Origin of the sequence: Streptomyces sp. CS113 (assembly GCF_002188365.1) — a bacterium.
Taxonomy (GTDB): Bacteria; Actinomycetota; Actinomycetes; order Streptomycetales; family Streptomycetaceae; genus Streptomyces; species Streptomyces tendae.
This window is the reverse complement of the sequence record NZ_KZ195574.1, coordinates 1980526-2005409: the sequence shown is the minus strand read 5'-3', so window position 1 is coordinate 2005409 and position 24884 is coordinate 1980526. Positions and strand designations below refer to the sequence as shown.

Sequence of the window (24884 nt, the reverse complement as noted above, 5' to 3'; positions counted from 1 at the left end):
CGCACCATCCGGATGTGCTTCCTCCTCGGCGTGGATGCCGGAGCCTCCTTGCAAGAGGGTGATGTCCGTTGGCGATGTCCCCACGCTGCCGAGCGGGATTCAGCGCCGCAGCAGAACGCGCCTGGTCGCACGGGCCAGCCGGACCCCGGGGCGGGCCGACCGCGGCACCGGTCCCGACCGTTCCAGCCACCACTCCCGCAACTCCCGCCGCACCCCCGGGTCCTCGCCCTCCCCCGGTGGCGTCCGCAGTACGTGTTCGACGAAGCCGAGGGCGTCCCGCCGGTAGCCGCCGGTCATCGGACACCCCTGTGCGTAGGCGAGGAAGGCGGGGCGGTACCGGGCGCCCAGGAGCACCGGCAGTTCGGGCGCGACCTTCGCGACCACGTCGGCCCGCTTCCCGGCGAGCGCCCGCGCCTGCACCCCCAGCCGCACCCGGTCGAACCCCTCGGGCGCCGGCGTCCCCGCCACCAGCGCGGACAGCAGTGCGGCCTGCGCCAGCCCGAGCCGCTGCCGTACGGCGTCGTCGGCGCCGGAGGCCGCATCGGTACCGGTGCGCGGGGTGCGGGCGGCCGCTCCGGTCCCGGTGGCCGCCGCCCGGCCCTTCTCCACGGCGGCGCGGATCGCCTCCACCTCACCCCGCAACTCGTCGCCGTCGGGGAAGTTCTCGTCCCGCTCCAGCAGTACGCCCGGCGGCGCGACGCGCGAGGCGAGGTCGGTCAGGATGTCCAGCACCGGCCGCGCGACGGGGTGGGCGTGGCTGTCGTGCCAGACGCCGTCCCGCTCGAAGCCGCCCGCGACGTGGACGTAGGCGATGGCCTCCAGGGGCAGCTCGGCGAGCGCCTCGGCTGGGTCCTCACCCAGGTTGACGTGGTTGGTGTGCAGGTTCGCCACGTCGATCAGCAGCCGCACGCCGGTCCGGTCGGCCAGCTCGTACAGGAACTGCCCCTCCGTCAGCTCCTCGTCCGGCCAGGAGACGAGCGCGGCGATGTTCTCCACGGCCAGCGGCACGGGCAGCGCGTCCTGGGCGATGCGCACGTTCTCGCACAGCACGTCGAGGGCGTCGCGCGTGCGCGGCACGGGCAGCAGGTGCCCCGCCTCCAGCGGCGGCGACGCGGTCAGCGCCCCGCCCGCGCGCACGAAGGCGATGTGCTCGGTGACCAGCGGCGACCCGAGCACCTCGGCCCGCTCGGCCAGCGCCGCCAGCCGCCCCGGGTCCGGCCGGTCCGCGCCGCCGAGACCGAGCGAGACCCCGTGCGGCACGACGGTCACTCCGCGCTCGCGCAGTCGCAGCAGCGAGCCGGGCAGATGCCCGGGACACAGGTTCTCGGACACGGCCTCGACCCACTCGATGCCGGGCATCTCCTCGACGGCGTCCGCGATCTCCGGCCGCCATCCGATGCCGGTGCCCAGTCGTCGCATGGCCGATCCCTCCCTCCGCGTCGTCATGACCGGGGTATCGCCCGTGCGACCGGGCCCCAACCCCGCGGCGAGCGCCTTCAGAGGAACATTTGAGGTTCGCGTGCCACCCCGGGCACCGGCCGGCGCGCCCGCGCCGCCTACGGGCGCGGCCGCCGCAGCGCCGGATGGTCCGCCACCACCGTGCACGAACCCGGTGCGATCTCCGTGAACCCGGCGTCGCGCACCACCGGCAGCCCGCCCGTGGTGAGGCCGGTCCAGCGGGCCGGGTCCGCGGTGCGCACCGACAGCGGGTAGCCCGCCTCGCGCCACGCCGTCCGCTCGCCGTCGGACAGCTCCCACCAGGCGAGCTGCGCGCCGTGGCCCGCCTGCGCCATCGCCTTGCCCGCCGACATGTCGAGGTCCGGGTTGAGCCAGAGCACCGGCGCGGAGGGATCGGCGTCGGCCGGCGGCTCGGGGTCGTCGAGGTCGGTGCCGGAGACCTGGAGGCGGGCCAGGTCCTTGGGCCAGCCGTCCAGGGGGACGGGCGGGAAGACCCGCACCTCGGCGGTCTTGCCGGTGACCGTGATGCCGGGCAGCGCCTCGGCCCGCCGCCACTCCGCGCCCCGGGCCCGCCGCACGACCTTGCGGATGCGGGCGTCCTGCCAGTCCCGCATCGCCCGCGCCCACGCGCCGTCGCCGGTCGACCGCTCGTCGCCGAGCATCACCAGCACGGCCCGGGCCGCGGTCTCCAGCGCGTCGGTACGGGGCGGCGGCGCCGCCCGCTCGATGCGCACCACCAGCGGCAGCACGAACTGCGGCGCGAGGTCGCGGTCCCCGGGCTCCGGACGGAAGGGGCTGTCGGGGACGGGAACGGGGGCGGGGACGGGGGACGTCGGATCGTTGCTCACGTCCTACAGTCTGCCAACCCGCGCGGCTGGGAGAGTATGGCCCCATGCGACGCGAGCTGCGGCTGGACGGTGTGGGACGCCGCTACGGCCTGCGCGGCCCCTGGGTGCTGCGCGGGGTCGAGCTGGGCGTGCCGCCCGGCGCCCTCGTCCGCGTCGAAGGCGCCAACGGCACCGGCAAGTCGACCCTGCTGCGCCTCCTCGCCGGGATCGACGCCCCCACCGAGGGGCGGGTCACCGGCCGTCCGCGCACGGCCTACGTCCCCGAGCGCTTCCCGGCCGCCCTGCCCTTCACCGCCGCGCGGTACCTCACCCACCTCGGCGCCGTCCACGGGCTGTCCCGCCGGGCGGCGACCCGGGCCGCGCGGCAGTGGCTGGAGCGGCTGGGCGCCGCGGGGTACGCCGACACCCCGCTGACCAGGCTGTCCAAGGGCAGCAGCCAGAAGGTGGCGGTGGCGCAGGCGCTGCTCGCCGAGCCGGAGCTGCTGGTCCTCGACGAGGCCTGGACCGGGCTCGACGCCGACGCGCGGGCGGAACTGGAACGGGCGGTGGCCGTGGGGGTACCCCCACGCCCTTCAGGCAGTGGGGGAGGACGGCGGCCGGCGGTGCCGTCGTCTTCGTCGACCACGATCCGGGCCGCCTGGGCGGGGCGAGCGACGCCGTGCACGTCGTGCGCGACGGCACCCTGCACCGCCGTACCGGACCGGAACCGGTACCGGCCGGGCCGCGGGTCGTCGTCCGGGTGCAGGGTCCGCCCGGTGCCGCCCTGCCCGGCGACGTGCGCCGGACGGCCGCGTCGGCGCAGGAGACCGGCCCCGGTTCCCACACGCTCACCGTCCCCGCCTCGCACTCCGACGTCCTGCTGCGCACCCTGCTGACCGCCCGGCCGCCCTGGCACGTGGTGAGCGTGCACGCCCCGGAGGAGCACCGATGACCGCTCTCCTGCGCTACCAGACGGCCCTCCTGCTGCGCTCCCAGCGCTGGCTGCCGCCCGTCGTCCTGTACGCCGCCGCGCTCGGCATCGGGGTGCAGGGCGGCCAGCCCGTGCTCGACTCGCTGGGCTGGGCGGCGGCCGTGCTGCTGCCGGTCGCGGCCTGGCTGGTGCGGATCTGCGTCACGTCCGAGCCGCCCGCCGCGCGGAGTTGCGTGTCGGCGGCGCGGGGCCCGGGGCGGGCCCACCTGGCGGCCGTGCTCGCGGCGCTGGCCGTCGCCGTGGTCCTGGGCGCGGTCGCGACCGTGGTCGTGACGCTGATCAGCGACCCGGTCAGTACCGGTCACGGAACGCGCGTGCCCCCGCTCCCGGCGGCCGGTGCCGGACTGCTCGCCGCGCTGGTGTGCGCCCTGCTCGGCACCGCCGTCGGCGCGCTCACCGCCTGGCCGGTGCTGCGCTCGCCCGGACGCGCGGTCCCCGCCCTGCTGCTGGCGGCCCTGCTGGCGCTGGTGGCGTCGGGGTCCCCGGCGCGGGCGGCGGTCGGCGACCTGGTCGCCGGGTCGAAGTCGGGCGCGGTCCCGCTGCCGCTGCTGCCGCTGGCCGGGGCGGCGGTCATCGCCGTGGCCGCGGTCGCCGCGGCCTGTGCGCTCGGCTCACGCAGGCCGTCAGCCTGAGCAGGCGGTGCGCTGCGCCTCCTGCCACTCGCAGACCGGGCAGAGCGTGATGCCCTTGTACGACTCCGGGTACTCCGTGGGCTCCCGGCACTGCACGCACTCCGCGTACGGCGGGCCGTCGGCCTTCGGCGGCCGGGGCGCGTCGATCAGGCAGTAGCCGCCGGGCTCGCAGCCGGCGCCGTCCGCGCCGTCCGGGTTCTGGCCGTGGTCGCTGTTCATGTCTCCAGCGTAGGACGTCAGGCGTGCCCGTTCGCGGCGCCGATCAGTTCCGAGACCTTCGCGAAGCGGTAGCCCTGGCGGCGCAGCTCCGGCACCACCGCCCGCACCACCTCCTCGGTCACCGGGGCGGCGCTGCGCGTGCAGTGCATGACGACGACCGAACCCGGCCGTACCCCGTCGAGCACCTGCCGGGTCACCGCGTCGGCGTCCGTGGCGAAGGCGTCGCCGCTCACCACGTCCCACTGCACGGCGGTGACCCCGGTGGCCGACAGCTTCTTGAGGGCCGCCTCGTCGTAGCAGCCGCCGGGGAAGCGGAAGTACGGCATCGGGTTCGGCACCCCGGCCTTCTCGAAGGCGGTGTAGGCCCGCTCCAGGTCGGAGCGCATGCGGTCCCCGGACACGGTGGGCAGGCCGTAGCAGTCGTCGGTGTAGGCGTAGTGGCTGTAAGAGTGGTTGGCGATCTCGAACCGAGGGTCCCGGCCGATGGAGCGGGCCTCGTCCGGGTACTCCTCGGCCCAGCGGCCCGTCATGAACACCGTGGCCGGCACCTTCAGCTCCCGCAGCGCCGCGATCAGCCCCGGGTTGTCGAACCGCTCGCCCGACGCCGCCCGCGGCCCCTGGTCGGCGGTCATGTCGGCGTCGAAGGTGAGGGCGACCAGCTTGCCGTCCTCCGCGCCGTCCTTCGCGGCGCCCGTGCGCGGGCCGTGCTCGAAGACGGGGGTCAGGCCCGCCGGGCCGGGCGCGAGGGTGGGCGTGGGCGTCCGGGAGGAGGACGGGGACGGGGACGGGGCGGGGGCCGAGGGCGCCGGGCGGGGGGCCACCTCGGCGCGCGTGGTTCCGCAGGCGGTGAGGGCGGCGCCCAGGACACAGAGCGCGGTGGCACGTCGTACGAGAGAGATCACCGTACGACCGTAGAAGTGGGATGTTCGGTTTGTATGACTACGTCCGTCGACGTGCCGCCGCTCTCACCCGCCCGGTCCAGCCGGTGTCAGATGTCCCGCCGCTCCAGCGGCTTGGTCGCCGGGCCCTCCAGCACCGTGCCGTCCGTGGCGAACCGGGAGCCGTGGCAGGGGCACTCCCAGGCGCGCTCGGCCGCGTTGAAGTCGACCAGGCAGCCCAGGTGGGTGCAGCGCGGCGAGACGGCGTGCAGGGCGCCGGCCTCGTCCCGGTAGACCGCGAGCCGGTCGCCGCCCGCCCGGACCACCGCGCCCTCACCGGGAGGCAGCGCGTCCACCGGCGGCGCGGGCCGCAGCCGGTCGCCGACGAAGTGCCGGGCCACCTCGGCCTGCGTCTTGAGCAGCGCGGGCGCCTCGCGCACCGCCGTGCGCAGCCGGCGCGGGTCGTACAGCCCGCTCCAGGCGCACTCCTCGCCGGTGATCTGCGCGGTGAGCAGCCGGCCCGCCATCATGCCGCCGCTCAGTCCCCAGCCGCCGAAGCCGGTGGCGACGTAGGTGTGGTGCGCGCCCGGGTGCAGCGGACCCGCCATCGGCACGGTGTCGGTCGGGTCGATGTCCTGCGTGGCCCAGGCGTGGGTGCGCTCGACGCCGGGGAAGTGCTCGTCCGCCCAGGCGGCCAGGCGCGCGAAGCGCTCGCGGGTGTCGCCCGTGCCGGGGGTGAAGTGCTCCCCGGTGACGACGAGCAGGCGGCGGCCCGCGTCGTCCAGGGGCGCGGTACGCACCGAGCGGGTGTTGTCCTCCGGCGTGATGTACATGCCGTCGACGTCGCGGTCCGCCTCGATCGTCCCGGCGACGACCAGCTCGCGGCGCGGGGAGAGGCGGGCGAAGAGCAGCGCCCGGTCGAAGATCGGGTAGTGCGTGGCGACCACGACGTCCCGGGCGGTGACCGTCGCCCCCGCCTCGGTCCGCACCCGGCACGGCTCGCCCTCGTCCAGGCCCTGCACGGTGGTGTCCTCGAAGATCCGCCCGCCGTGCGCCTCCAGGTCCGCGGCGAGCGCCCGCAGGTACTTGAGGGGGTGGAACTGGGCCTGCCCGGTCACCTTCACGGCGCCCGCCACCGGGAACGGCAGCCCGGTCTCCGTCACGAACGACGCCGCGAGCCCCGCCTCCTTCGCGGCCGCCGCCTCCGCCCGCACCTCGTCCACCCGGCCGGGGTCGCGGACGTAGGTGTACGCGTCCCGCGTCTCCCAGTCGCAGTCGATGCTCAGCTCCGCGACGATCCCGGCGGCGCGCTCGATCGCCTCGGACTGCGAGCGGGCGTACAGGCGGGCGCCCTCGGGGCCGCGGGTGCGGCGCAGCTTGTCGTAGACCAGGGTGTGCTGGGCGGTCAGCTTGGCGCTGGTGTACCCGGTGACCCCGGCGGCGACCCGCCCGGCCTCCAGCACCGCCACACTCCGCCCGGCCCGCGCCAGCTCCCAGGCCGTGCTGAGCCCGGCGACACCCGCGCCGATCACGGCGACATCGACGTCGAGATCCTCCGCGAGCGCGGGACGGGGCGCACCGCCCGGTGCCGTCTGAAGCCAGTACGAGCCGTTGACCTGCACGTTCTGAGTCATGCGGCCCGGGTACCCCATGGCCGCGGCTTCAGTGACCGGACGGTGCGCCCCGCCGGGAACCCCGGCCGCTACCCGCGCCAGGGACCCGTCACCGCGAAGGTGGTGCCGGGCGTGTAGCAGTTGACGTACATCGTGTCGCCGTCCGGGGAGAAGGTGACACCGGCGAACTCACCCCACTCGGGCTCCTCCTCCGTGCCGATGTTCTGCGCGCCCCGGGCCATGGCGTAGACCTCGCCGCGCCGGGTCACACCGAAGACGTGCTGCGCTCCGTTGCCGTCCTCGCAGACCATGAGACCGCCGCTGGGGGCGAGGCAGATGTTGTCCGGGGACTCGCCGGGCAGCTGCACGTCGGTGTCCGGGCCGAAGACGATCACCAGGGTGAGCCGGCGCCGCTCGGGGTCGTAGCGCCAGATCTGCCCGTAGTGGTCGGCGGCCGAGCCCTCGTCGCTGTGGGCGAAGGACGACACGAAGTACACGCTGCTCCCGCCCCAGTAGCAGCCCTCCAGCTTCTGGGCGTGGGTGATGCCGCCCCGGCCGAAGTCCTGGAAGCGGATCGGCGTCCCGTCGGCCAGCGGGTCGGGGACGTCCACCCACTCGATGCGGTCGAAGGTGGCGCCCGTCTCCTGGATCGAGGAGAGGTCGGGCACGCCCGGCACGCGCATCGCCTGGAGCCTGCCGCCCGCCCGCAGCGAGCCCCGGCCGCCCAGCGGCTTCTCGGGCAGGAAGCGGTAGAAGAGGCCGAACGGCCGCTCGAAGGCGTCCTCCGTCTCGTAGACGACCCCGCGCCGCGGGTCCACGGCGATCGCCTCGTGCTGGAAGCGGCCCATCGCCGTCAGCGGCACCGCGCCGGTGCGGTGCGGGTCGGCCGGGTCGACCTCGAAGATGAAGCCGTGGTCCTTGGTGTAGCCGTTGGTCCCCGCCCGGTCCTCGGTCTCCTCGCAGGTCAGCCAGGTGTGCCAAGGCGTCGGCCCGCCCGCGCAGTTGACCGCCGTACCGGCGATGGCGACCCGCTCGGACAGGACGTGGTTGCGGGAGTCCAGCTCCAGCGCCGTACAGCCGCCCTTGCCCTCCGGGTCGTACGTCAGACCCTCGACGGTGGGGACGGGGACGCGGCCGTCGGCGCGGTTCTCGTGGTTGCGGACGAGGTGGGTGGTGCGGCCGTGTCTGCCGGAGGAACGCCCCGGGAAGGCGGCCATGCCGTCGTGGTTGGACGGCACCGGGCCCTCCCCGGAGCGCAGCCGGTCGCCCTCGCGGGACAGCACCCGGTAGCGGAAGCCCCGGGGCAGGTCGAGCAGGCCGTCGGGGTCGGGGACCAGGGGGCCGTAGCCGGTGCGGCCCAGGGACTGGGCGGCGGCGGTGCCGGCGAAGAGTTCGGACAGGGCGCCGGTGAAGGCGATGCCTGCGCCCAGGGCTCCGGTACGGGCGAGCACCTGGCGGCGGGTTGCGGACATGACGGTGACCTTCCTGCTGGCGGACAGGACTGTGACCCGCCGTGTCTATCACCTGCCAGGAGTCCCGGGAACCACGCGCGTAGCTCGTGTCACCGCCCGACCGGCTGCTCCGGGTGCTCCTGCGCCTTCTCCAGGAAGCGCAGCAGCTCCACGGGGAAGGGCAGCACCAGGGTGGAGTTCTTCTCGGCGGCGACCGCCACGACCGTCTGGAGCAGCCGCAGTTGCAGGGCCGCCGGGGTCTCGGACATCTGCCGGGCCGCCTCCGCGAGCACCTTCGACGCCTGGAGTTCGGCGTCCGCGTTGATCACCCGGGCGCGCCGCTCCCGGTCGGCCTCGGCCTGGCGGGCCATCGAGCGCTTCATGGTGTCCGGCAGCGAGACGTCCTTGATCTCGACCCGGTCGATCTGCACGCCCCAGCCGACCGCGGGGCTGTCGATCATCAGCTCAAGACCCTGGTTCAGCTTCTCGCGGTCGGACAGCAGGTCGTCCAGGTCGCTCTTGCCGATGATGGAGCGCAGCGAGGTCTGGGCCATCTGCGAGACGGCGAACCGGTAGTCCTCGACCCGGACCAGCGCGTTGGCCGCGTCGACGACCTTGAAGTACACCACCGCGTCCACCCGCACCGTGACGTTGTCGCGGGTGATGCCCTCCTGCGCGGGCACGGGCAGCGTGACGATCTGAAGGTTCACCTTGTGCAGCCGGTCCACGAACGGCACGATCATCGTGAACCCGGGACCGCGCACCTCGCCCGCGAGCCGTCCGAGCCGGAAGACCACCCCGCGTTCGTACTGCCGGACGACCCGCGCCGCCGCGGCGACGTAGAGGACGCCCGCGCTGCCGACGGCCGCGGCCGCGGTCAGAAGCTCCTGGACCATGGCGGCCTCCTCACTCGGAGGACGGTTTTTCACCCTTTCTGTCACGATAGGCCCGCCGCCGGGTCCGGGGCCATGCCCGGGACCCGGCGGCGGGCTTCCCGCCACGCGCCGGACTTCCGCGTCGCGGCCTTCCGCACCCCCGCCCCTACACCCCCGCCTTCTCCGGTTCGGTGACCTTCACCGGGTCCGTGCCGGCGGCGCTGTGCCGTTCGGCCCAGTTCTCCAGGGCCGTGCGGCAGGCGTGGTCCAGGTGGTGCAGCCCGGACAGGTCCAGCTCGACCGGGCGGTCCTGCGGCAGCGCCTCCAGGCCCTCCAGGATCTTCGGCAGCCGCAGGAAGGTCGCGTTGCCGGCCAGATGTGCCTGGACGGGGCCCGCGCCCTTGTCGACGATCTCCAGCTTGAGGTGCGAGGCCTCCCAGGCGGTCTTGACCACGGACAGGGCCAGACCGATCAGCACCCCCTCGAACATGTTGACCGCGACGATCGAGACGGCCGTGACCACCAGGATCAGCGCCTCGCCCCGGTGGTCGCGCCACAGCGGCAGGATGCTGCGGAACGGGATCAGCTTCCAGCCCGCGTGCACCAGGATGCCCGCCAGCGCGGGCAGCGGGATCAGGCCCAGCACGGACGGCAGCAGCGCCGCGAACAGCAGCAGCCACGCACCGTGCAGCACCCGGGACGCCTTGGTGCGCGCCCCCGCGGCGACGTTGGCGGAGCTGCGCACGATGACCGCGGTCATCGGCAGTGCGCCGAGGACGCCGCACACGGTGTTGCCCGCGCCCTGCGCCATCAGCTCCTTGTCGTACTCGGTGCGCGGCCCGTCGTGCAGCCGGTCCACCGCCGCGGCGCTGAACAGGCTCTCCGCCGAGGCGATCAGGGTGAAGGCGACGATCGTGCCGAGCAGACCCACGCTCGCCAGCTCGCCGAACGCGTCGGCGCCGGGCGGCTGGATCACGCCCAGCAGGCCGCTCACCTCGACGGTCGCGACCGACAGTCCGAACGCCGCCGTGACGGCCGTGGCCAGACCGACCGCGGCCAGCGCCCCCGGCACGGTCCGCGCCCGCTTCGGCAGCCGCTTCCACAGCACCAGCACCGCGACGGTGCCCGCGCCCAGGGCGAGTGAGGTCAGCGCCTGGCTGCTGCCCAGCGCGTCGGCGGCGGCACCGGGCAGCCCGGTGAGCTTGTCGATGCCGGAGGCGGGGGCCTCGAGACCGGCGGCCGAGTAGAGCTGGCCCGCGATGAGCACCAGGCCGATGCCGGCCAGCATGCCCTCGACGACCGACAGGGAGATCGCCCGGAACCAGCGCCCCAGCCTCAGGGCGCCCATCACGAGCTGGACGATCCCGGTGGCGAGCACGATCACGCCGAGCGCGGGCAGTCCGTACTGGTCGACCGCGCCGAAGACCAGCACGGTCAGCCCGGCGGCCGGGCCGGAGACCTGGAGGCTGCTGCCCGGCAGGAATCCGGTGACCAGACCGCCCACGATGCCGGTGACCAGGCCCAGTTCGGCCGGGACACCGGAGGCGACGGCCACGCCCACGCACAGCGGGAGCGCGACCAGGAACACGACGAGGGACGCGGTGAGGTCCTGCCGCCAGTGCGGGAACCTCCGGTTCCGGCCGGCTATGAGGGACATGCCGGCGCTCACAGGGTCTCGAACGCGTCGGTGTCCGCGCGGTGTGCGCGCACGAGGCCGGTGTGGACCTCGTAGTACCAGCCGTGCAGCCGCAGCCGGCCGTCCGCCAGCCGCTTCTCGACGCACGGGTAGGAGCGCAGCCGCAGCAGCTGCGCCAGTACGTGGTGCTGCACGGCCCCGGCGACCGTCGGGTCGGCGGGATCGCAGGGCTCCGGTTCGTCCGCCGCGTGCGCCAGCCAGTCGCGCACGGCGGGTACGGCGGTCAGGTCGTCACCGCGGACCAGCGCGCCGACGGCGCCGCAGTGCGAGTGGCCGCAGACCACGATGTCGCCGACGCCGAGGACCTCGACGGCGTACTCGACGGTGGCCGCCTCCCCGGAGGGGCGCTCGGAGGCGTAGGGCGGGACGATGTTGCCGGCGGTGCGCAGCTCGAAGAGCTGGCCCGGGCGGGCGCCGGTGATCAGGGCCGGTACGACCCGGGAGTCGGAGCAGGTGATGAACAGGACTTCGGGCGACTGCCCTTCGGCGTGCCCGGCGAACTCCTCAGGGCGCTGTCCGAACGTACGGGCGTTGTCGATGAGGGGCTGCATGATGCGGTTTTCCTCCTGGCGCGCGGTGGGGTGCGCGTCGGACGGGTGGGACAGAGGTGGGGGTTGTGCCGCTGGTCCGTCCGGTCCGTCAGCAGCGGAAGACCTGGAGTGCCGCGGGGGTGTGGTCCGCCGTGGATCTCGGCCGGTGCTCGGTGGCACGGCCGGACGCGACGGCGTCGGGCGCCTCCGGGGCGGTCTGCCGCGCCAGTGGGTGGCGAGGGATACCGGACTGCGGTGCGGCGGTGGTGCGGTGGCGGTCGCGGACGCGCGGCTCGGTGGTCGGCTCGCCCGGGCGGCCGCCCTCGCGGCAGGTGACGCTCTCGTCGTACCGCGCCGTGCCGGAGGGGGTGGTTCCGGGATGGGCGTGGGCCACGGCTTCACCGCTCGTATGCGCGGATGCGAAGGATGCGGTGGGAGCGAAGAACTGGAGCGCGAACAGGACGGGGGCGAGGATCGCGATCACGGTCCGGGCCGCCGTACGTCGGTACACGTGGCCCCCTCCAGGCAGTTCCTGCCGCTGGTATATGCCGGAGAACAGGTCAATGCCCGGCAAACGCATGGTCAATGCGCGGTCAAGAAACACGTTAACCCTGCAAAGGACTTTGCAGGGTTAACGGGGCGTTACGTGCCGGAGAGAGCCTCAAAATGGCGGGTGGGTTGGCGGGAACCGACTGTCTCTCAGGGCGTGTCGACCAGGCGCCCGGCGTCCCGGGCCAGCGCGGTGAGCCGGGAGATCGCCCGGAAGTACTTCTTGCGGTAGCCGCCCTTCAGCATCTCCTCGCTGAACAGCCGGTCGAAGGGCTGCCCGGAGGCCAGGACGGGCACCTCGCGGTCGTAGAGCCGGTCCGCGAGCACCACGAGCCGCAGCGCCGTCGACTGGTCCGGCACCGGACGCACCCCGGTGAGGCACACTGCCGTCAGCCCGTCGGTCAGCGCACCGTAGCGGCTGGGGTGGACGCGGGCGAGGTGGTCGAGGAGGGCCGGGAAGTCGTCCAGGGAGGCGCCCTCGGTGGCCCGCGCGGCACGGGTCACCTGGGCGTCGGAGTACGGCGCGGGGGCCTCGGGCAGACCGCGGTGGCGGTAGTCCTCGCCGTCGATGCGCAGGGCGCGGAAGTGGGCGGACAGGCCCTGGATCTCGCGCAGGAAGTCGGCCGCCGCGAACCGGCCCTCGCCGAGCTTGCCGGGCAGCGTGTTGGAGGTGGCGGCGAGCGCCACGCCGGCCTCCACGAGCCGGGCGAGCAGGCTGGAGACCAGGACGGTGTCGCCGGGGTCGTCCAGCTCGAACTCGTCGATGCACAGCAGGCGGTGACCGGAGAGGGTCTGCACGGTCTGCTGGAAGCCGAGGGCGCCGACCAGGTTGGTCAGCTCCACGAAGGTGCCGAAGGCCTTGCGGGACGGCTCCGCGGGGGTGGCGTGCCACAGGGAGGCCAGCAGGTGGGTCTTGCCGACGCCGTAGCCGCCGTCGAGGTAGACGCCGCGGGGGCCGGCGGGGGCCTTCGGGGCCCTGCCGCGGCCGAGCCCGAAGAAGCCGCGCCGGCCGGTGGCCGCCCCGGGCGCCTCGCCCAGCCCGCCCGCGAAGTCCTCCAGGACCCGGACGGCCTCGCTCTGGCTGGGCTGGTTCGGGTCCGGGATGTACGTGCCGAAGCGGACGGAGTCGAACCGGGGCGGAGGCACCATCTCGGCGACCAGGCGGTCCGCGGGGACACGGGGCTCACGGGCGCACAGCGAGAGCGCGGCCGGAGCCGTCCCGGATATCGGGGCGGGGACGGAGGCGGGGGAGGAGGACGACACGGTACTCAATGGTAGGGCCTGCCCCGGGGGGCCTTGCCGTCACCGGTGCACGGCCCGGGGGTGCGGCGCCCGGGCCCGGGCGGGCGAGCGCCCGGGACGGTCCCGTGCCCGGGGCGGCGGGCCGCGGGCCCGGGACCGTCGCCGGGGCGGCGGCCGCGCGGGCCGGGCCAGGAGGGAACGCGTCACCCGGGAAGGCGTCGCCGAGGTGACCGACGCGGGCCCGGCCCGGCCGGGTGGGCCCTGTCCGGAGCCGCCTCGCACGGGCCGGGGCGAGCGGGGGCGGGGCCGCCGGACGAGTCGGCCGGGACGGGCGGCGCCCCGATGAGCGGCCCGGCCGGGGCCCGGGGCGCGAGGGCGTGCCGCTCGGGCGTGCGGTTCGGGCGCGCGGTTCGGGCCGGCGTGACGTACGCGCCCGCTCCCGCACGGAGCAGGAGCAGCAGGCCCCGGGTCCCGCGCGGTCGCGGGACGGAGTCCGCGGGACGTTCGCGGGCCCGGTCGGCGGGGTCCCGGCCTGTGCGGTGGGGGCGTCGGACCCGTGGAACACTGCACCCCATGCGACGCCTGTTCCCCGTACCCGTACCCCCCGTGTCCGGTCCGCCCGTCGGCCCGGGCGGCTCCGAGGCCGACCGGGAGTGGAGCCTGGCCGAGCTGGCCGCCGCCTACGCGTACCCCGAGCCGGACGGGCGCCGGCGGACGTGGCTGCGGGCCAACATGGTCTCCACCCTCGACGGTGCCGCCCAGCACGACGGCCGCTCCCAGCCCATCTCCAGCGCGGCCGACATGCGTGTCTTCGGCACCCTGCGCGCCCTGGCGGACGTGGTGATCGCCGGCGCCGAGACCGTACGGCAGGAGGGGTACCGCCCGGCACGCGCGCGGGCGGACTTCGCCGAGGCGCGGCGGTCGGCCGGTCAGGCCCCCGTGCCGGCCATCGCGGTGGTCAGCGCGAGCCTGGAGCTGGACTTCTCCCTGCCGCTGTTCACCTCCCCGCTCGTGCCCACCCTGGTCCTGACCGGAGCCGCCGCGGCCCCGGACCGGATCGCGGCCGCCGAGAAGGCCGGGGCCCGGGTGGTGATCGCCGGGGACGGCGTCGGCGTGGACCCGGCCCGTGCCCTCGGCGCGCTCGCGGAGCTGGGGCACACCCGGCTGCTGACGGAGGGCGGCCCCCGGCTGCTGGGGCAGTTCGTCTCGGCCGGTGTGCTCGACGAGCTGTGCCTGACGGTCTCCCCGATGCTGACCGCGGGGGACGCGCAGCGGATCGCGGGCGGACCGGCGGTCGAGGTCCCGCGGCGGTTCGCACTGGTGTCCCTCCTGGAGGAGGAAGGTTTCCTCTTCAGCCGGTACCGGCGCGACTAGGCACGTCCCGGCCCCGGCGGGCGGCGGCGACCGGACAGGGGTTCGGTCGTTACCGCACTTCCGGTAATCGGCGGAATCTCTCGTTCCGTTTAGCTCGCGCCGGGCACACTGATTCCGGCAGTACCCGTGCGATCACGGGGCAGGATGGTTTCCGCAGGGTCTGGTACGGCCTACGGAGGGTGGGCCCGCGGGCCCTCGAAGGAGAAGGGGCGCCTGGTGTTCACAAGCGTTTTGATGATCGAGAAGGCCCTGACGTCCGCCGACGTGGAGTTCGTCACCACCTTGCACGGGGACGAGCAGGTCGGCTTCCACGTGCTGCTCCAGCCGCGCGGCGATCAGGCGGACCGGCTGCTGCGGGCCATCGACGACGTCGCCCTCGGCGAGCTCGACGACGCCGTGAGAGAGGGGGAGACCCCGGAGGGCCAGGAGGCGCAGGGCGTCGGGGAGCGGGCCCTGGAGGTGTCCCTCACGGCCCTGCGCGCGTCCGGCGCCCGGGCCGAGGGCCGGCTGATCGAGGACCACCCGCTGGACGAGCTGAAGGCCCTGGTCATGGAGATCGCGGCCGACGAGGTGATCGTCCTGACCGACCCGCACTACGTGGAGGAGTTCTTCCACCGGGACTGGGCCTCCCGGGCCCGGCACAAGGTCGGCGTGCCGGTCCTGAAACTCTTCTCCCACAGCAAGGCATAGGCTGGTGCCGCGCCCCCGCCGAGGGGGCGCGCCCGGCAACGGACCACCAACGGATCACCCTGGGAGAACAGCGCATGGCACCCGGCCTACCCACCGCCATGGACCGACCGCACTTCATCGGCATCGGCGGCGCCGGAATGTCGGGCATCGCCAAGATCCTCGCCCAGCGCGGCGCCGCGGTGGCGGGCAGCGACGCCAAGGAGTCCGCGACCGCCGACGCGCTGCGCGCGCTGGGCGCCACCGTGCACATCGGGCACGCGGCGGAGCACCTCGCCGACGACGCGAGCTGCGTGGTGGTGTCCTCGGCCATCCGCGAGGACAATCCGGAGCTGGTCCGCGCCGCCGAGCTGGGCATCCCGGTCGTGCACCGCTCCGACGCCCTCGCCGCCCTGATGAACGGCGCGCGGCCGATCGCGGTGGCCGGCACCCACGGCAAGACCACCACCACCTCGATGCTGGCGGTCTCCCTGTCCGAGCTGGGCCTCGACCCCTCGTACGCGATCGGCGGCGACCTGGACGCGCCCGGCTCCAACGCCCTGCACGGCGCCGGGGAGATCTTCGTCGCCGAGGCGGACGAAAGCGACCGCAGCTTCCACACGTACGCCCCCGAGGTCGCCATCGTCCTCAACGTCGAGCTGGACCACCACGCCAACTACGCGTCGATGGACGAGATCTACGAGTCCTTCGAGACCTTCGCCGCGAAGATCGTGCCCGGCGGCACCCTGGTGATCGCGGCCGACCACGAGGGCGCCCGGGAGCTGACGCGCAGGCTGGCCGGTTCGGTGCGGACGGTGACGTACGGGGAGTCCGAGGACGCCGACGTGCGCATCCTGTCCGTCGTCCCGCAGGGCCTCAAGAGCGAGGTCACCGTCGTCATCGACGGCGCCGAGCTGACCTTCGCCGTCTCCGTCCCCGGCCGCCACTACGCCCACAACGCCGTCGCCGCCCTCGCCGCCGGCGCGGCCCTCGGCATCCCCGCCGCCGAGCTGGCCCCCGCGCTGGCCGCCTACACGGGCGTCAAGCGGCGCCTCCAGCTCAAGGGCGAGGCGGCCGGCGTCCAGGTCGTCGACTCCTACGCGCACCACCCCACCGAGATGACCGCCGACCTGGAGGCCATGCGCGCCGCGGTGGGCGACGCCCGCATCCTGGTGCTCTTCCAGCCGCACCTCTTCTCCCGCACCCAGGAGCTGGGCAAGGAGATGGGCCAGGCACTCTCCCTCGCGGACGCCTCGGTCGTCCTCGACATCTACCCGGCCCGCGAGGACCCGGTCCCCGGGGTCACCAGCGACCTGATCATCGAGGCGGCCCGCGCGGCGGGCGCGGACGTCACACCGGTTCACGACAAGGACGCGTCCCCCGCGCTGGTCGCGGGAATGGCGAAGGCCGGTGATCTCGTTCTCACCATGGGCGCGGGCGACGTGACGGACCTCGGACCGCGCATTCTGGACGAGCTGTCGAAGTAAGGGGCTGAGACTCATGTCGTACGACGTCGAGAAGCCGGACGAGCAGTGGCGGGCCGAGCTGGCCCCGGCCGAGTACGCCGTGCTGCGCGAGGCCGCCACCGAGCCGGCCTTCACCGGTGAGTACACCGACACCAAGACCGAGGGTGTCTACTCCTGCCGCGCCTGCGGTGCGGAGCTGTTCACCTCCACCACCAAGTTCGAGTCGCACTGCGGCTGGCCGTCCTTCTACGACCCGAAGGACACCGACGCGGTCGAACTGATCGAGGACCGCTCCCACGGGATGGTGCGCACCGAGGTGCGCTGCGCCCGGTGCGGTTCGCACCTCGGACACGTCTTCGAGGGCGAGGGCTACCAGACCCCGACCGACCAGCGGTACTGCATCAACAGCATCTCGCTGCGGCTGGAGCCGACGGCGGGCTGAGCACCCGACCGGTCCGCGAGCGGCGGCCGGGAGCAGCACGGTGGACACCGTCGCTCCCGGCCGCCGTCGGTCGGTCAGATTTCCGGTGTGAACCCCCGAGCAGCGGGAAGGAGTCGCCCCGGAGCAACGGGGGCCCCGCTGACCAGCCGTCTACACTCGACCGGCGACGGCCCCACCGACCGCGGCCGGAGCGGGCAGCTTCTGCCAGACCCGAAGGGTATTCGGCGTTTTGATACGGATGGACTCAGTCACCAAGCGGTACCCGGACGGCACCGTGGCGGTCGACCGGCTGACGCTGGACATACCCGACCGCGCGATCACGGTCCTCGTCGGACCCTCGGGCTGCGGCAAGACGACCACCCTGCGGATGATCAACAGGATGGTCGAACCCACCGAGGGAACGATCCTGCTCGACGGCGAGGACCTCCAGCAGCGGCCCGTCACCACACTGCGCCGGTCGATGGGGTACGTCATCCAGAACGCCGGGCTCTTCCAGCACCGGACGATCCTCGACAACATCGCCACCGTGCCCCGCATGATCGGCTGGGGGAAGCAGAAGTCCCGCGAGCGGGCCGCCGAGCTGATGGAACGGGTGGGACTCGACACCTCGCTGGCCAAGCGGTACCCGTACCAGCTCTCCGGCGGCCAGCAGCAGCGTGTCGGCGTGGCCCGGGCGCTCGCCGCCGATCCGCCGGTGCTGCTCATGGACGAGCCGTTCTCCGCCGTCGACCCCGTCGTCCGCAAGGGGCTCCAGGACGAACTCCTGCGCATCCAGGACGAACTGGGCAAGACCATCGTCTTCGTCACCCACGACATCGACGAGGCCATCAAGCTCGGCACCATGGTCGCGGTGATGCGCACCGGCGGCCGGCTCGCCCAGTTCGCACCGCCCGCCGAGCTGCTGTCCGACCCCGCGGACGACTTCGTCGAGGACTTCCTCGGCGCCGACCGCGGCATCCGGCGGCTCTCCTTCTTCCCCTCCGCCGCCCTGGAGCTGACCACCGGCCCGGTCGTGCGCGCCGACGCCGGAGCCGAGCAGCTCGCCGCCGCCGCGGACGGAGCCGCCCACCTGCTGGTCACCGACGCGGACGGCCGGCCGCTGGGCTGGGCCGAACCGGGCGACCTGGCCGCGGGCGACCTCGCGGCCGGGCGGCTGCTGTCCTACGGGCGGCCGTTCGTGCCCGGCACCGACTCGCTGCGGGCCGCCCTCGACTGCGCCGTGCTCTCGCCCACCGGCTGGGCGGTCGCCGTGGACGCCGACGGCCGGGTGACCGGCGTCGTCTCCCAGCAGACCATCGCGGAGGCGATCCGCGCCGCGCACGGCGCGGCGGACCCCGGCGACGCGCGGACCGAGGAGCCCGCCGACGTCACGAAGGTCGCCCCGTGAACGGCTTCTTCGACATACCGAGCGACCTCGACAACACTTACTTCGGCCTGATCGGCCTGCATCTGCGCGAGGCGCTGCTGCCGGTCCTGGCCGGACTGCTCGCCGCGCTGCCCCTCGCCCAGCTGTGCGTGCGCTTCCGCTGGCTGTACCCGCCGGTGCTCGGCGTCACGACCGTCTTCTACGCCATCCCGTCGCTGGCCGTCTTCGTGGTTCTCATCGACTACACCGGGCAGACCGAGCTGACCGTGATGATCCCGCTGGCCGTCTACAGCCTGGTGGTGCTCGTCCCGGCGATCGTCGACGGCGTGCGTTCGGTGCCCGAGGAGACCCTGGCCGCGTCCACCGCCATGGGCTTCGGGCCGCTGCGCCGCTATCTCCAGGTGCAGTTGCCGATCGCGGTGCCCGCGATCCTCGCCGGGCTGCGGGTGGCCGTGTCGGCGAGCATCTCCCTGGTCAGCGTCGGCGCCCTCATCGGCAACCAGGGCGCCCTCGGCAACCTGCTCGCGGACGCCCAGAAGTACGGCAGGCCCGAGCTGGCGGTGAACTCCGTCCTCACCACCGCCGTACTGGCCATCCTGTGCGACGCGCTCCTCGTCCTGGCCCGGAACCTGCTGACCCCGTGGATGCCGCGGGGCAAGCGGCAACGCCCGAAGGAAGCCGCCGCGCGGCCCGAGCCGAAGGAGGCGGCGGCCCGGTGAACGTGCTCCACTTCGTCAACGCCTTCTTCAGCGACAGCGCCCACTGGCACGGCTACGACGGCATCCCCGGCCGCCTGCTGGAACACGTCCAGTACACGCTGATGGCCCTCGGCCTCGCCGCCGCCATCGGGCTGCCCGTGGGGCTGCTGACCGGGCACACCGGGCGCGGCGGCAACGCCGTCGCGTTCGTCGCCACCGCGGCCCGCGCCCTGCCCAGCTTCGGACTGCTGGTGCTGATCGCCGTCGCCGTCGGCATCGGCCTGCTGCCCGTGATGATCCCGCTGGTCGTGCTCGCGATCCCGCCGATCCTGGTGACCACCTACGAGGCCGTCCGCTCCGTCGACCCCTCCCCGGTGGACGCCGCGCGCGGCATGGGCATGCACGAGACCGGCATCCTCTTCCGGGTAGAACTGCCCGTCGCCCTGCCGCTGGTCCTCAGCGGGCTGCGCTCGGCCGCCATCCAGGTCGTGTCGACGGCGACCATCGCCGCCTACGTCAGCCTCGGCGGGCTCGGACGCTACATCATCGACGGCCTCTACCAGCGCGACTACGAGAAGGTGGTCGGCGGCGCCACGCTGGTCGCCCTCATGGCACTCGTCACCCTCGCCGTGTTCTGGGCGGCCGGGCGGCTGGCCGTGTCGCCGGGGGTGCGCAGACGATGACCGCGCACCGGGGCGAAGAAACCGTAACCAGGCCGTTCTTGACTGAGCGGCGACCGGATCGTTTGGATCGACGGATGAATTCCACCGCGAAAAGCAGCAGGTCCAGGACTAGGCACACCGGCGCGGCGGCCGTCGCGCTCGCCGCCGCGGCGGCGCTGCTCGCGGGCTGTTCCTCCGACTCCGGCGACACCTCCGACAACCCCCTCGCGGGGGACAAGGCGGAGGCCGGCACCGTCGTCGTCGGCTCGAACAACTTCGCCGAGAGCACACTGCTCGCCGACATCTACGGAGAGGCGCTCAAGGCCAAGGGCCTCAAGGTCACCTACAAGCACAACATCGGCAGCCGCGAGACGACGTACGGCATGATGAAGAACGGCTCCGTCACGGTGCTGCCGGAGTACAACGGCTCGCTGCTCGCCTACCTCGACCCGAAGGCCGAGCAGGGGTCCGTCGAGGCGGTGAACGAGGCGGCGAAGGCCAAGCTCGACAAGAAGCTGACGCTGCTCGAGTCGTCCCCGGCCGAGAACAAGGACTCGGTGAGCGTCAACGCCGAGACCGCGAAGAAGCACGGCCTCACCGCCGAGTCGACCCTCGCGGACCTCAAGGACGTCGCGCCGGAGCTGGTGATCGGCGGCTCGCCCGAGTTCCAGACCCGGCAGCAGGGACTCAAGGGCCTGGAGTCGGTGTACGGGCTGAAGTTCAAGTCGTTCAAGGCGCTCGACGCGGGCGGCCCGCTGACCCAGGCGGCGCTGACCAAGAACGACGTGCAGGCGGCCGACGTCTTCACCACCGACCCGACCATCATCAAGGAGAAGTTCGTCGTCCTGAAGGACCCGGAGAACCTCTTCGGCCACGCGAACGTGACCCCGCTGGTCACCAAGGACGGGCTGGACAAGGAGGGCGTGGCCACGCTCAACGCGGTCTCCGCCAAGCTGGACACCGAGACGCTCCTCGACCTGGACGCGCAGGTCCAGCTGGACAAGAAGGACCCGCTGGACGTCGCCAAGGAGTGGCTGAAGTCCGCGGGCCTCGTCTGACGGACGCCCTACGACGACGCGCTACGACGCGCTACGACGCGCTACGACGCCGCGGCCCCGGTCGCGGCGTCGATCAGCTGGTCGATCAGGGCGATGAGGACGTCCCGGCTGGAGGTCCGCTCCCGCGCGTCGCACAGCAGCACCTGGACGTGCTCCGGCAGCGCGAGGGCCTCGCGGATCTCCGCGGCCGGGTACGGGTGCCGGCCGTGGAAGCCGTTGACGGCGACGACGAACGGAATGCCCCGCCGCTCGAAGAAGTCGATCGCGGCGAAACTCGACTCGGGCCTGCGGACGTCGACCAGGACCACCGCGCCGAGCGCCCCGATCGCCAGGTCGTTCCACATGAACCAGAAGCGCTGCTGACCGGGTGTGCCGAAGAGGTACAGCACCACGTCCCGGCCGATGGTGATCCGGCCGAAGTCCAGGGCCACGGTCGTGGCCCGCTTCTCCTCGATGCCGTTGAGGTCGTCGACGTCCAGGCCGGCCGCGGTCAGCGGTTCCTCGGTGCGCAGCGGGGCGATCTCGCTGACCGACCCGACCATGGTGGTCTTGCCGACGCCGAAACCGCCCGCGATCAGGATCTTCACCGCCTCGGGTGCGGTGGAGCGGGCGGATGCCGTGGGCGTCTCGGCGACGCGCTCAGAGCCGGCCAAGGCCGTCCCTCACTTTCTGCAACAGGTCCAGGTCCTCGGTGGCGCGGGAGACGGGGTGCGGCGGCCTCGCGGTGATACGGCCGGCCTCCAGCAGGTCCGAGAGCAGGATGACGACCACGCTCACCGGCAGGTCGAGACGGGCCGCGATCTCCGCCACGGCGACCGGCCGGGCGCACAGCCGCAGGATCCGCAGGTGCTCGGGCTGCGGACGGGCCGCCCGGGCGGGCTGCGGGTCGAGCGCGGTTACCGTCGTGATGAGGGTGAAGTCGGCGCGGCTGGGCCGGGTCCGGCCGCCGGTCAGGGTGAACGGCCGTACGAGCCGGCCCCCCGCGTCGCCTCCGGTCACGTCACTCGCCGGGTCCCGCGGTGGCCCGCGGTGCCGCGCTCAGGTGCTCGCCGATCTTCTTCACCAGCATGTTCATCTGGTACGCCACCACGCCGACGTCGGCGTTCGGCCCGGTGAGCACGACCAGGTGCGCGCCGGGGCCCGCGGAGGTGAGTATCAGATAGCTGTTGGCCATCTCGATGAGCGCCTGGCGCACCGGGCCGCCCCGGAAGTCCATGCTGACCCCCTTGCTGAGGCTCATCAGGCCCGACGCGGTCGCCGCCAGCCGCTCGGCGTCGTCCCGCAGGAACCCGGTGGACTTGCTGACGACCAGTCCGTCCTCGGAGAGCACCACGGCCTGGTTCACGTCGGCGACCCGCTCCACGAGTCCGGTGAGCAACTGGTCCAGCTCGGTGTGCGTGGCGGGGGAGGGTCGGGTCATCGCGTGTCCTTCGTCGGCGGTCGGCGGTCGGCGGTCGGGTTGGAGGGGGCGGCGGAGGAGAACACGTGCCCGTCGGTGTCGGTGTCGGTGCTGGTGGTGCTGGCGGTGCCGTCCGCGCCGTCCTCGGCGGCGGTTTCGGCTGCGTCGTCGGGGGCTTGGGCCCGCAGGGTGCCGCGCTGGAAACCGGCGAGGGACGAGGCGGCGCGCTCGGCCGTGAAGTCGCCGTAGTCGTCGTCGGACGCGCCCGCCGAGCCGTCCCGGCGGCCCCCCGGGTCCTCGTCGCGCAGCTCGGCGGCGAGGCTGGTCTGCGGCACCCGGCGGGGCAGCGGCGCCAGCCCGCCGTGCCCGCCGGCGGGCCGGTCGGGCGAGGCGCCGGCGGGGTCGCCCAGGGCGCCTGCCGCGACCGCGGACCGGCTCGGGGGCGCGGGCCGGGACGACCGCACGGGCCGCGACGGCCCGTCCGGAGCGCCGGACGCGCCCCCTTCCGGTCCCGAGGCCGCCGCGGACTGTCCGGAGGGGGCGGCCGACGTGGCGGGGGCGGAGGGGTGGGGCGGGCCGGACTGCCCGAACGGGGCGGCAGCGGTGGCCGGGCCGGCCGGGTCGGTCGGGGCGATCGAGGGGGCGGGACCGGCGGGGGCGCCGGGCGCTGCCCGGTCGGCCGAGGTGCGTGCCGTGGTCCCGGCGGCCGCGGCCACCCGGCGGCCCAGCGCGCCGGCCGCCACGAGACCGGTGCCGTCCGCCCCGCCGGCCGGCTCGCGCACCACGATCTCGTGCGGGATCAGCACGATCGCCGTCGTCCCGCCGTACGGCGAGGGGCGCAGCGTGACGGTGATGCCGTGCCGGTGCGCCAGGCGGGCGACGACGAACATGCCGAGCCGCAGGTCGTCGGCGAGCGCCACCACGTCGAACTGCGGAGCCACCGCCAAGTGGGCGTTGAACGAGGCGTAGTCCTCCTCCGACAGGCCGAGCCCGCGGTCCTCGATCTCGACGGCCAGGCCCTTGGCCACCAGCGCCGCCCGCACCCCGACCGGGTTCGGCGCGGGGGAGTACGCCGTGGCGTTGTCGATCAGCTCGGCCAGCAGGTGGATCACGTCGGCGACCGCGGGCGGGGCGAGGGCCACCTCCTCGTCGGCGTGCAGCTCCACCCGCTGGTACTCGGCGACCTCGCCGACCGCGCTGCGCAGGATGTCGACCACCGACACGGGCTCGCGCCAGGTGCGCCGGGGCTGCTCGCCGCTGATGATGACGAGGTTCTCCTCGTAGCGCCGCAACTGGCTCGCCGTGGAGTCCAGTTCGTACAGCCCCTTGAGGATCTCGGGGTCCGTGTGCTCGCGCTCCAGGGTGTCCAGCTTGCTCAGCTGCATGTTGACCAGGTTCTGGCTCTGCCGCGCGATGCCCAGGATGACCTTCTGGAAGCCGCGCCGGGTGTCGGCGAGTTCGACGGCGGTGTGCACGGCGGTGCGCTGCGCCGTGTTGAACGCCTGGGCGACCTGTCCGAGTTCGTCCCGTCCGTAGTCCAGCGGCGGGGTCGCCGACTCCACGTCGACCGTCTCGCCCCGCTCCAGCCGGGCCACCACGTCGGGCAGCCGCTCCTCGGCCAGGCTCAGGGTGGCCAGCCGCAGCCCGCGCAGCCGCCGGGAGAGCGAGCGGGTGATGCGCCAGGACATCACGATGCAGAGCAGCAGGGCGATCAGGCCGCCCGCGCTGAGGGAGGCGGCCGTGATCAGCAGCCCGCGCGCCTCCTGCGCGCTGCGGTCGAGCAGCCCGTCCGTCTGCTGCCGGATGAGCTGCCCGTACTGGGTGCGGATCTTGTCGAAGGCGGTGATCCAGCGCTGTCGTGCGTCCGGCAGGCCGATCCGGGCGTCGCCGTCCCCCGAACGGGCCTCGAGCACCTGGTCCTCGACGTCCTGCATGGACTTCCACTCGGAGCTCGCGAGGATCCGCTCGGTCTGGGTCTTCGCGCTGCCGGTCAGCGAGGGGAGGATCTGGTCCTGCACCAGCCAGCGGCGGGTGTGCACCAGCTGGGCGAACCGGGACCACTGCTCCTGGTCCATCCGGCCGGACGGCCAGGCCAGGGTGAGCTGGGCGTCCTCCTGGGAGGCCAGCTCGGCGGCGTGTTCGAGGGCGACCAGCGGGCCGGCCTGCGAGGTGAGGTCGCCGTCGTCGACCTGGGACAGCTCCTGGAAGGCGTGGATCTGGTCGTCGACGATCGCGGTGTACTGGTCGAGTGCCTGCTCGGCGGTGATGTCGCTGGGGTCGTCCACCTGGTTGCGGTAGTACTCCAGGCTGCCCACCGAGCCGAGTACCGAGTACAGCCGGTCCGAGACGCGCGCGGGAGCACTCTCGATCGCGTCGGACTGGCCGACCAGCTGCGCGACCGCCTCGTCCGTCTTCTTCCGCTGTGCGTCCAGTTCCTCCCGGTCCCCGTCCGGTGCGGCCAGCCAGGCGGCCGACAGACTGCGCTCCCGTTGCAGGGCCAGGGCGGCCTCGGTGCCCATGGCACCGGTGTCGCGGCTCAACTCCGTCTGCGCGCGCAGCCGCAGGCCCTCCGAGAACATCTGGATCGTGGTGACGCCCCACACGGCCGCGAGGGTGACGCCGGGCACCAGGGCCAGGAGGATCAGGGACAGGCGTATGGAGCCGAGGCGGCGGCGGGCACCCGTCCTGCGTGCCGGCTGTGTGCTGCCCGTCTTGCGTGTCTTGCGTGCAGACATCGTCGTCCTAGGCGATCAGCGGGAGAGGGCGGCAGGAGCGCGGAGATGCCGACGGCC

At 73.9% G+C, this 24884-nt stretch carries 24 protein-coding genes and 1 pseudogene; 10 read left to right on the top strand and 15 right to left on the bottom strand.

The features are described 5' to 3' along the window. Positions 1-99 precede the first annotated feature (99 nt). Both B9W62_RS08715 and B9W62_RS08710 read right to left on the bottom strand, forming a co-directional pair. Positions 100-1419, bottom strand: coding sequence for an MbnB/TglH/ChrH family RiPP precursor modification enzyme (locus B9W62_RS08715; RefSeq protein ID WP_087806627.1), 1320 nt, complete (start codon positions 1417-1419; stop codon positions 100-102). 137 nt (positions 1420-1556) lie between these two features. After that, positions 1557-2306, bottom strand: a complete 750-nt coding sequence (locus B9W62_RS08710) for a peptidyl-tRNA hydrolase (RefSeq protein WP_087806626.1) — start codon at positions 2304-2306, stop codon at positions 1557-1559. A 44-nt stretch (positions 2307-2350) separates the two neighbouring features. Here B9W62_RS08710 and B9W62_RS08705 point away from each other — a divergent pair. Together B9W62_RS08705 and B9W62_RS08700 are read left to right on the top strand one after the other, a co-directional pair. After that, positions 2351-3237, top strand: a pseudogene (locus B9W62_RS08705) (ATP-binding cassette domain-containing protein). Next, on the top strand, positions 3234-3908 hold the full coding sequence (locus tag B9W62_RS08700) for an ABC transporter (RefSeq protein ID WP_087806625.1): 675 nt from the start codon (positions 3234-3236) through the stop codon (positions 3906-3908). Before B9W62_RS08705 ends, B9W62_RS08700 begins: the two are co-directional and overlap by 4 nt. On the opposite strand, the gene B9W62_RS08695 is transcribed toward B9W62_RS08700, so the two are convergent. From B9W62_RS08695 to zapE, 9 genes are all read right to left on the bottom strand, one after another. Then, the gene (locus tag B9W62_RS08695; protein ID WP_087806624.1) at positions 3900-4127 is read right to left on the bottom strand and encodes a hypothetical protein; all 228 of its coding nucleotides are present in this window, start codon (positions 4125-4127) and stop codon (positions 3900-3902) included. The genes B9W62_RS08700 and B9W62_RS08695 overlap by 9 nt on opposite strands. Before the next feature lie 17 nt (positions 4128-4144). Beyond that, positions 4145-5029, bottom strand: coding sequence for a polysaccharide deacetylase family protein (locus B9W62_RS08690; RefSeq protein ID WP_087806623.1), 885 nt, complete (start codon positions 5027-5029; stop codon positions 4145-4147). An 86-nt stretch (positions 5030-5115) separates the two neighbouring features. Continuing rightward, positions 5116-6639, bottom strand: coding sequence for an FAD-dependent oxidoreductase (locus tag B9W62_RS08685; RefSeq protein ID WP_179235399.1), 1524 nt, complete (start codon positions 6637-6639; stop codon positions 5116-5118). Between the two features lie 68 nt (positions 6640-6707). Next, complete coding sequence (locus B9W62_RS08680) at positions 6708-8090, bottom strand: PhoX family protein (protein ID WP_087806621.1); 1383 nt, start codon at positions 8088-8090, stop codon at positions 6708-6710. An 89-nt stretch (positions 8091-8179) separates the two neighbouring features. Continuing rightward, positions 8180-8965, bottom strand: a complete 786-nt coding sequence (locus B9W62_RS08675) for a slipin family protein (RefSeq protein WP_087806620.1) — start codon at positions 8963-8965, stop codon at positions 8180-8182. A 145-nt stretch (positions 8966-9110) separates the two neighbouring features. Beyond that, positions 9111-10601: a SulP family inorganic anion transporter gene (locus tag B9W62_RS08670; RefSeq protein ID WP_087811824.1), complete on the bottom strand. Its 1491-nt coding sequence runs from the start codon at positions 10599-10601 to the stop codon at positions 9111-9113. 8 nt (positions 10602-10609) lie between these two features. Beyond that, positions 10610-11191 (bottom strand): carbonic anhydrase, encoded by a 582-nt coding sequence (locus tag B9W62_RS08665; RefSeq protein ID WP_087806619.1) that lies wholly within the window; start codon positions 11189-11191, stop codon positions 10610-10612. 88 nt (positions 11192-11279) lie between these two features. Further along, the gene (locus B9W62_RS08660; RefSeq protein WP_087806618.1) at positions 11280-11681 is read right to left on the bottom strand and encodes a hypothetical protein; all 402 of its coding nucleotides are present in this window, start codon (positions 11679-11681) and stop codon (positions 11280-11282) included. 188 nt (positions 11682-11869) lie between these two features. Beyond that, the gene (zapE, locus tag B9W62_RS08655; RefSeq protein ID WP_179235398.1) at positions 11870-12982 is read right to left on the bottom strand and encodes a cell division protein ZapE; all 1113 of its coding nucleotides are present in this window, start codon (positions 12980-12982) and stop codon (positions 11870-11872) included. Positions 12983-13534: 552 nt separating this feature from the next. Between zapE and B9W62_RS08650 the strand changes: the two genes are divergently transcribed. The 8 genes from B9W62_RS08650 (at position 13535) to B9W62_RS08615 (ending at position 20693) form a co-directional block, all read left to right on the top strand. Next, a complete protein-coding gene (locus B9W62_RS08650; RefSeq protein WP_087806617.1) occupies positions 13535-14335 on the top strand; it encodes a pyrimidine reductase family protein in 801 nt (266 codons plus the stop codon). A gap of 216 nt (positions 14336-14551) precedes the next feature. Next, positions 14552-15025: an indole-3-glycerol phosphate synthase gene (locus B9W62_RS08645; protein WP_179235397.1), complete on the top strand. Its 474-nt coding sequence runs from the start codon at positions 14552-14554 to the stop codon at positions 15023-15025. A 74-nt stretch (positions 15026-15099) separates the two neighbouring features. Then, positions 15100-16488, top strand: coding sequence for a UDP-N-acetylmuramate--L-alanine ligase (gene murC / locus B9W62_RS08640; RefSeq protein ID WP_087806615.1), 1389 nt, complete (start codon positions 15100-15102; stop codon positions 16486-16488). A gap of 13 nt (positions 16489-16501) precedes the next feature. After that, a complete protein-coding gene (msrB, locus tag B9W62_RS08635) occupies positions 16502-16909 on the top strand; it encodes a peptide-methionine (R)-S-oxide reductase MsrB (RefSeq protein WP_087806614.1) in 408 nt (135 codons plus the stop codon). 229 nt (positions 16910-17138) lie between these two features. Continuing rightward, positions 17139-18296 carry an ABC transporter ATP-binding protein gene (locus tag B9W62_RS08630; protein ID WP_179235396.1) on the top strand — a complete coding sequence of 386 codons (1158 nt, stop codon included), beginning with the start codon at positions 17139-17141 and terminating at the stop codon, positions 18294-18296. Continuing rightward, positions 18293-18994, top strand: coding sequence for an ABC transporter permease (locus tag B9W62_RS08625; RefSeq protein WP_087806612.1), 702 nt, complete (start codon positions 18293-18295; stop codon positions 18992-18994). Before B9W62_RS08630 ends, B9W62_RS08625 begins: the two co-directional genes overlap by 4 nt. After that, positions 18991-19656 carry an ABC transporter permease gene (locus tag B9W62_RS08620; RefSeq protein WP_087806611.1) on the top strand — a complete coding sequence of 222 codons (666 nt, stop codon included), beginning with the start codon at positions 18991-18993 and terminating at the stop codon, positions 19654-19656. The genes B9W62_RS08625 and B9W62_RS08620 overlap by 4 nt, the downstream gene beginning before the upstream one ends. A 74-nt stretch (positions 19657-19730) precedes the next feature. Next, entirely contained in the window at positions 19731-20693 is a 963-nt protein-coding gene (locus B9W62_RS08615; protein ID WP_087806610.1) for an ABC transporter substrate-binding protein, read from the top strand. A 41-nt stretch (positions 20694-20734) separates the two neighbouring features. Here the strand turns inward: B9W62_RS08615 and B9W62_RS08610 are convergent, their stop codons facing one another. Genes B9W62_RS08610 through B9W62_RS08595 form a run of 4 tightly spaced genes read right to left on the bottom strand, consistent with a single transcriptional unit; the run spans position 20735 to position 24827 of the window. Next, positions 20735-21346 (bottom strand): GTP-binding protein, encoded by a 612-nt coding sequence (locus B9W62_RS08610; protein ID WP_164883795.1) that lies wholly within the window; start codon positions 21344-21346, stop codon positions 20735-20737. Continuing rightward, on the bottom strand, positions 21333-21692 hold the full coding sequence (locus B9W62_RS08605; RefSeq protein ID WP_059298299.1) for a DUF742 domain-containing protein: 360 nt from the start codon (positions 21690-21692) through the stop codon (positions 21333-21335). The genes B9W62_RS08610 and B9W62_RS08605 overlap by 14 nt, the downstream gene beginning before the upstream one ends. 1 nt (position 21693) lies before the next feature. Beyond that, complete coding sequence (locus B9W62_RS08600; RefSeq protein ID WP_003972853.1) at positions 21694-22113, bottom strand: roadblock/LC7 domain-containing protein; 420 nt, start codon at positions 22111-22113, stop codon at positions 21694-21696. Beyond that, positions 22110-24827: a sensor histidine kinase gene (locus B9W62_RS08595; RefSeq protein ID WP_087806609.1), complete on the bottom strand. Its 2718-nt coding sequence runs from the start codon at positions 24825-24827 to the stop codon at positions 22110-22112. The genes B9W62_RS08600 and B9W62_RS08595 overlap by 4 nt, the downstream gene beginning before the upstream one ends. Between the last annotated feature and the right edge of the window lie 57 nt (positions 24828-24884).

Bases quoted from the DNA above. Each gene is read 5' to 3' on its own strand.
- B9W62_RS08715 (WP_087806627.1), bottom strand. From the start codon at position 1,419: ATGCGACGACTGGGCACCGGCATCGGATGGCGGCCGGAGATCGCGGAC.
- B9W62_RS08700 (WP_087806625.1), top strand. From the start codon at position 3,234: ATGACCGCTCTCCTGCGCTACCAGACGGCCCTCCTGCTGCGCTCCCAG.
- B9W62_RS08695 (WP_087806624.1), bottom strand. From the start codon at position 4,127: ATGAACAGCGACCACGGCCAGAACCCGGACGGCGCGGACGGCGCCGGC.
- B9W62_RS08685 (WP_179235399.1), bottom strand. From the start codon at position 6,639: ATGACTCAGAACGTGCAGGTCAACGGCTCGTACTGGCTTCAGACGGCA.
- B9W62_RS08680 (WP_087806621.1), bottom strand. From the start codon at position 8,090: ATGTCCGCAACCCGCCGCCAGGTGCTCGCCCGTACCGGAGCCCTGGGC.
- B9W62_RS08675 (WP_087806620.1), bottom strand. From the start codon at position 8,965: ATGGTCCAGGAGCTTCTGACCGCGGCCGCGGCCGTCGGCAGCGCGGGC.
- B9W62_RS08670 (WP_087811824.1), bottom strand. From the start codon at position 10,601: ATGTCCCTCATAGCCGGCCGGAACCGGAGGTTCCCGCACTGGCGGCAG.
- B9W62_RS08665 (WP_087806619.1), bottom strand. From the start codon at position 11,191: ATGCAGCCCCTCATCGACAACGCCCGTACGTTCGGACAGCGCCCTGAG.
- B9W62_RS08650 (WP_087806617.1), top strand. From the start codon at position 13,535: ATGCGACGCCTGTTCCCCGTACCCGTACCCCCCGTGTCCGGTCCGCCC.
- murC (WP_087806615.1), top strand. From the start codon at position 15,100: ATGGCACCCGGCCTACCCACCGCCATGGACCGACCGCACTTCATCGGC.
- msrB (WP_087806614.1), top strand. From the start codon at position 16,502: ATGTCGTACGACGTCGAGAAGCCGGACGAGCAGTGGCGGGCCGAGCTG.
- B9W62_RS08615 (WP_087806610.1), top strand. From the start codon at position 19,731: ATGAATTCCACCGCGAAAAGCAGCAGGTCCAGGACTAGGCACACCGGC.
- B9W62_RS08600 (WP_003972853.1), bottom strand. From the start codon at position 22,113: ATGACCCGACCCTCCCCCGCCACGCACACCGAGCTGGACCAGTTGCTC.
- B9W62_RS08595 (WP_087806609.1), bottom strand. From the start codon at position 24,827: ATGTCTGCACGCAAGACACGCAAGACGGGCAGCACACAGCCGGCACGC.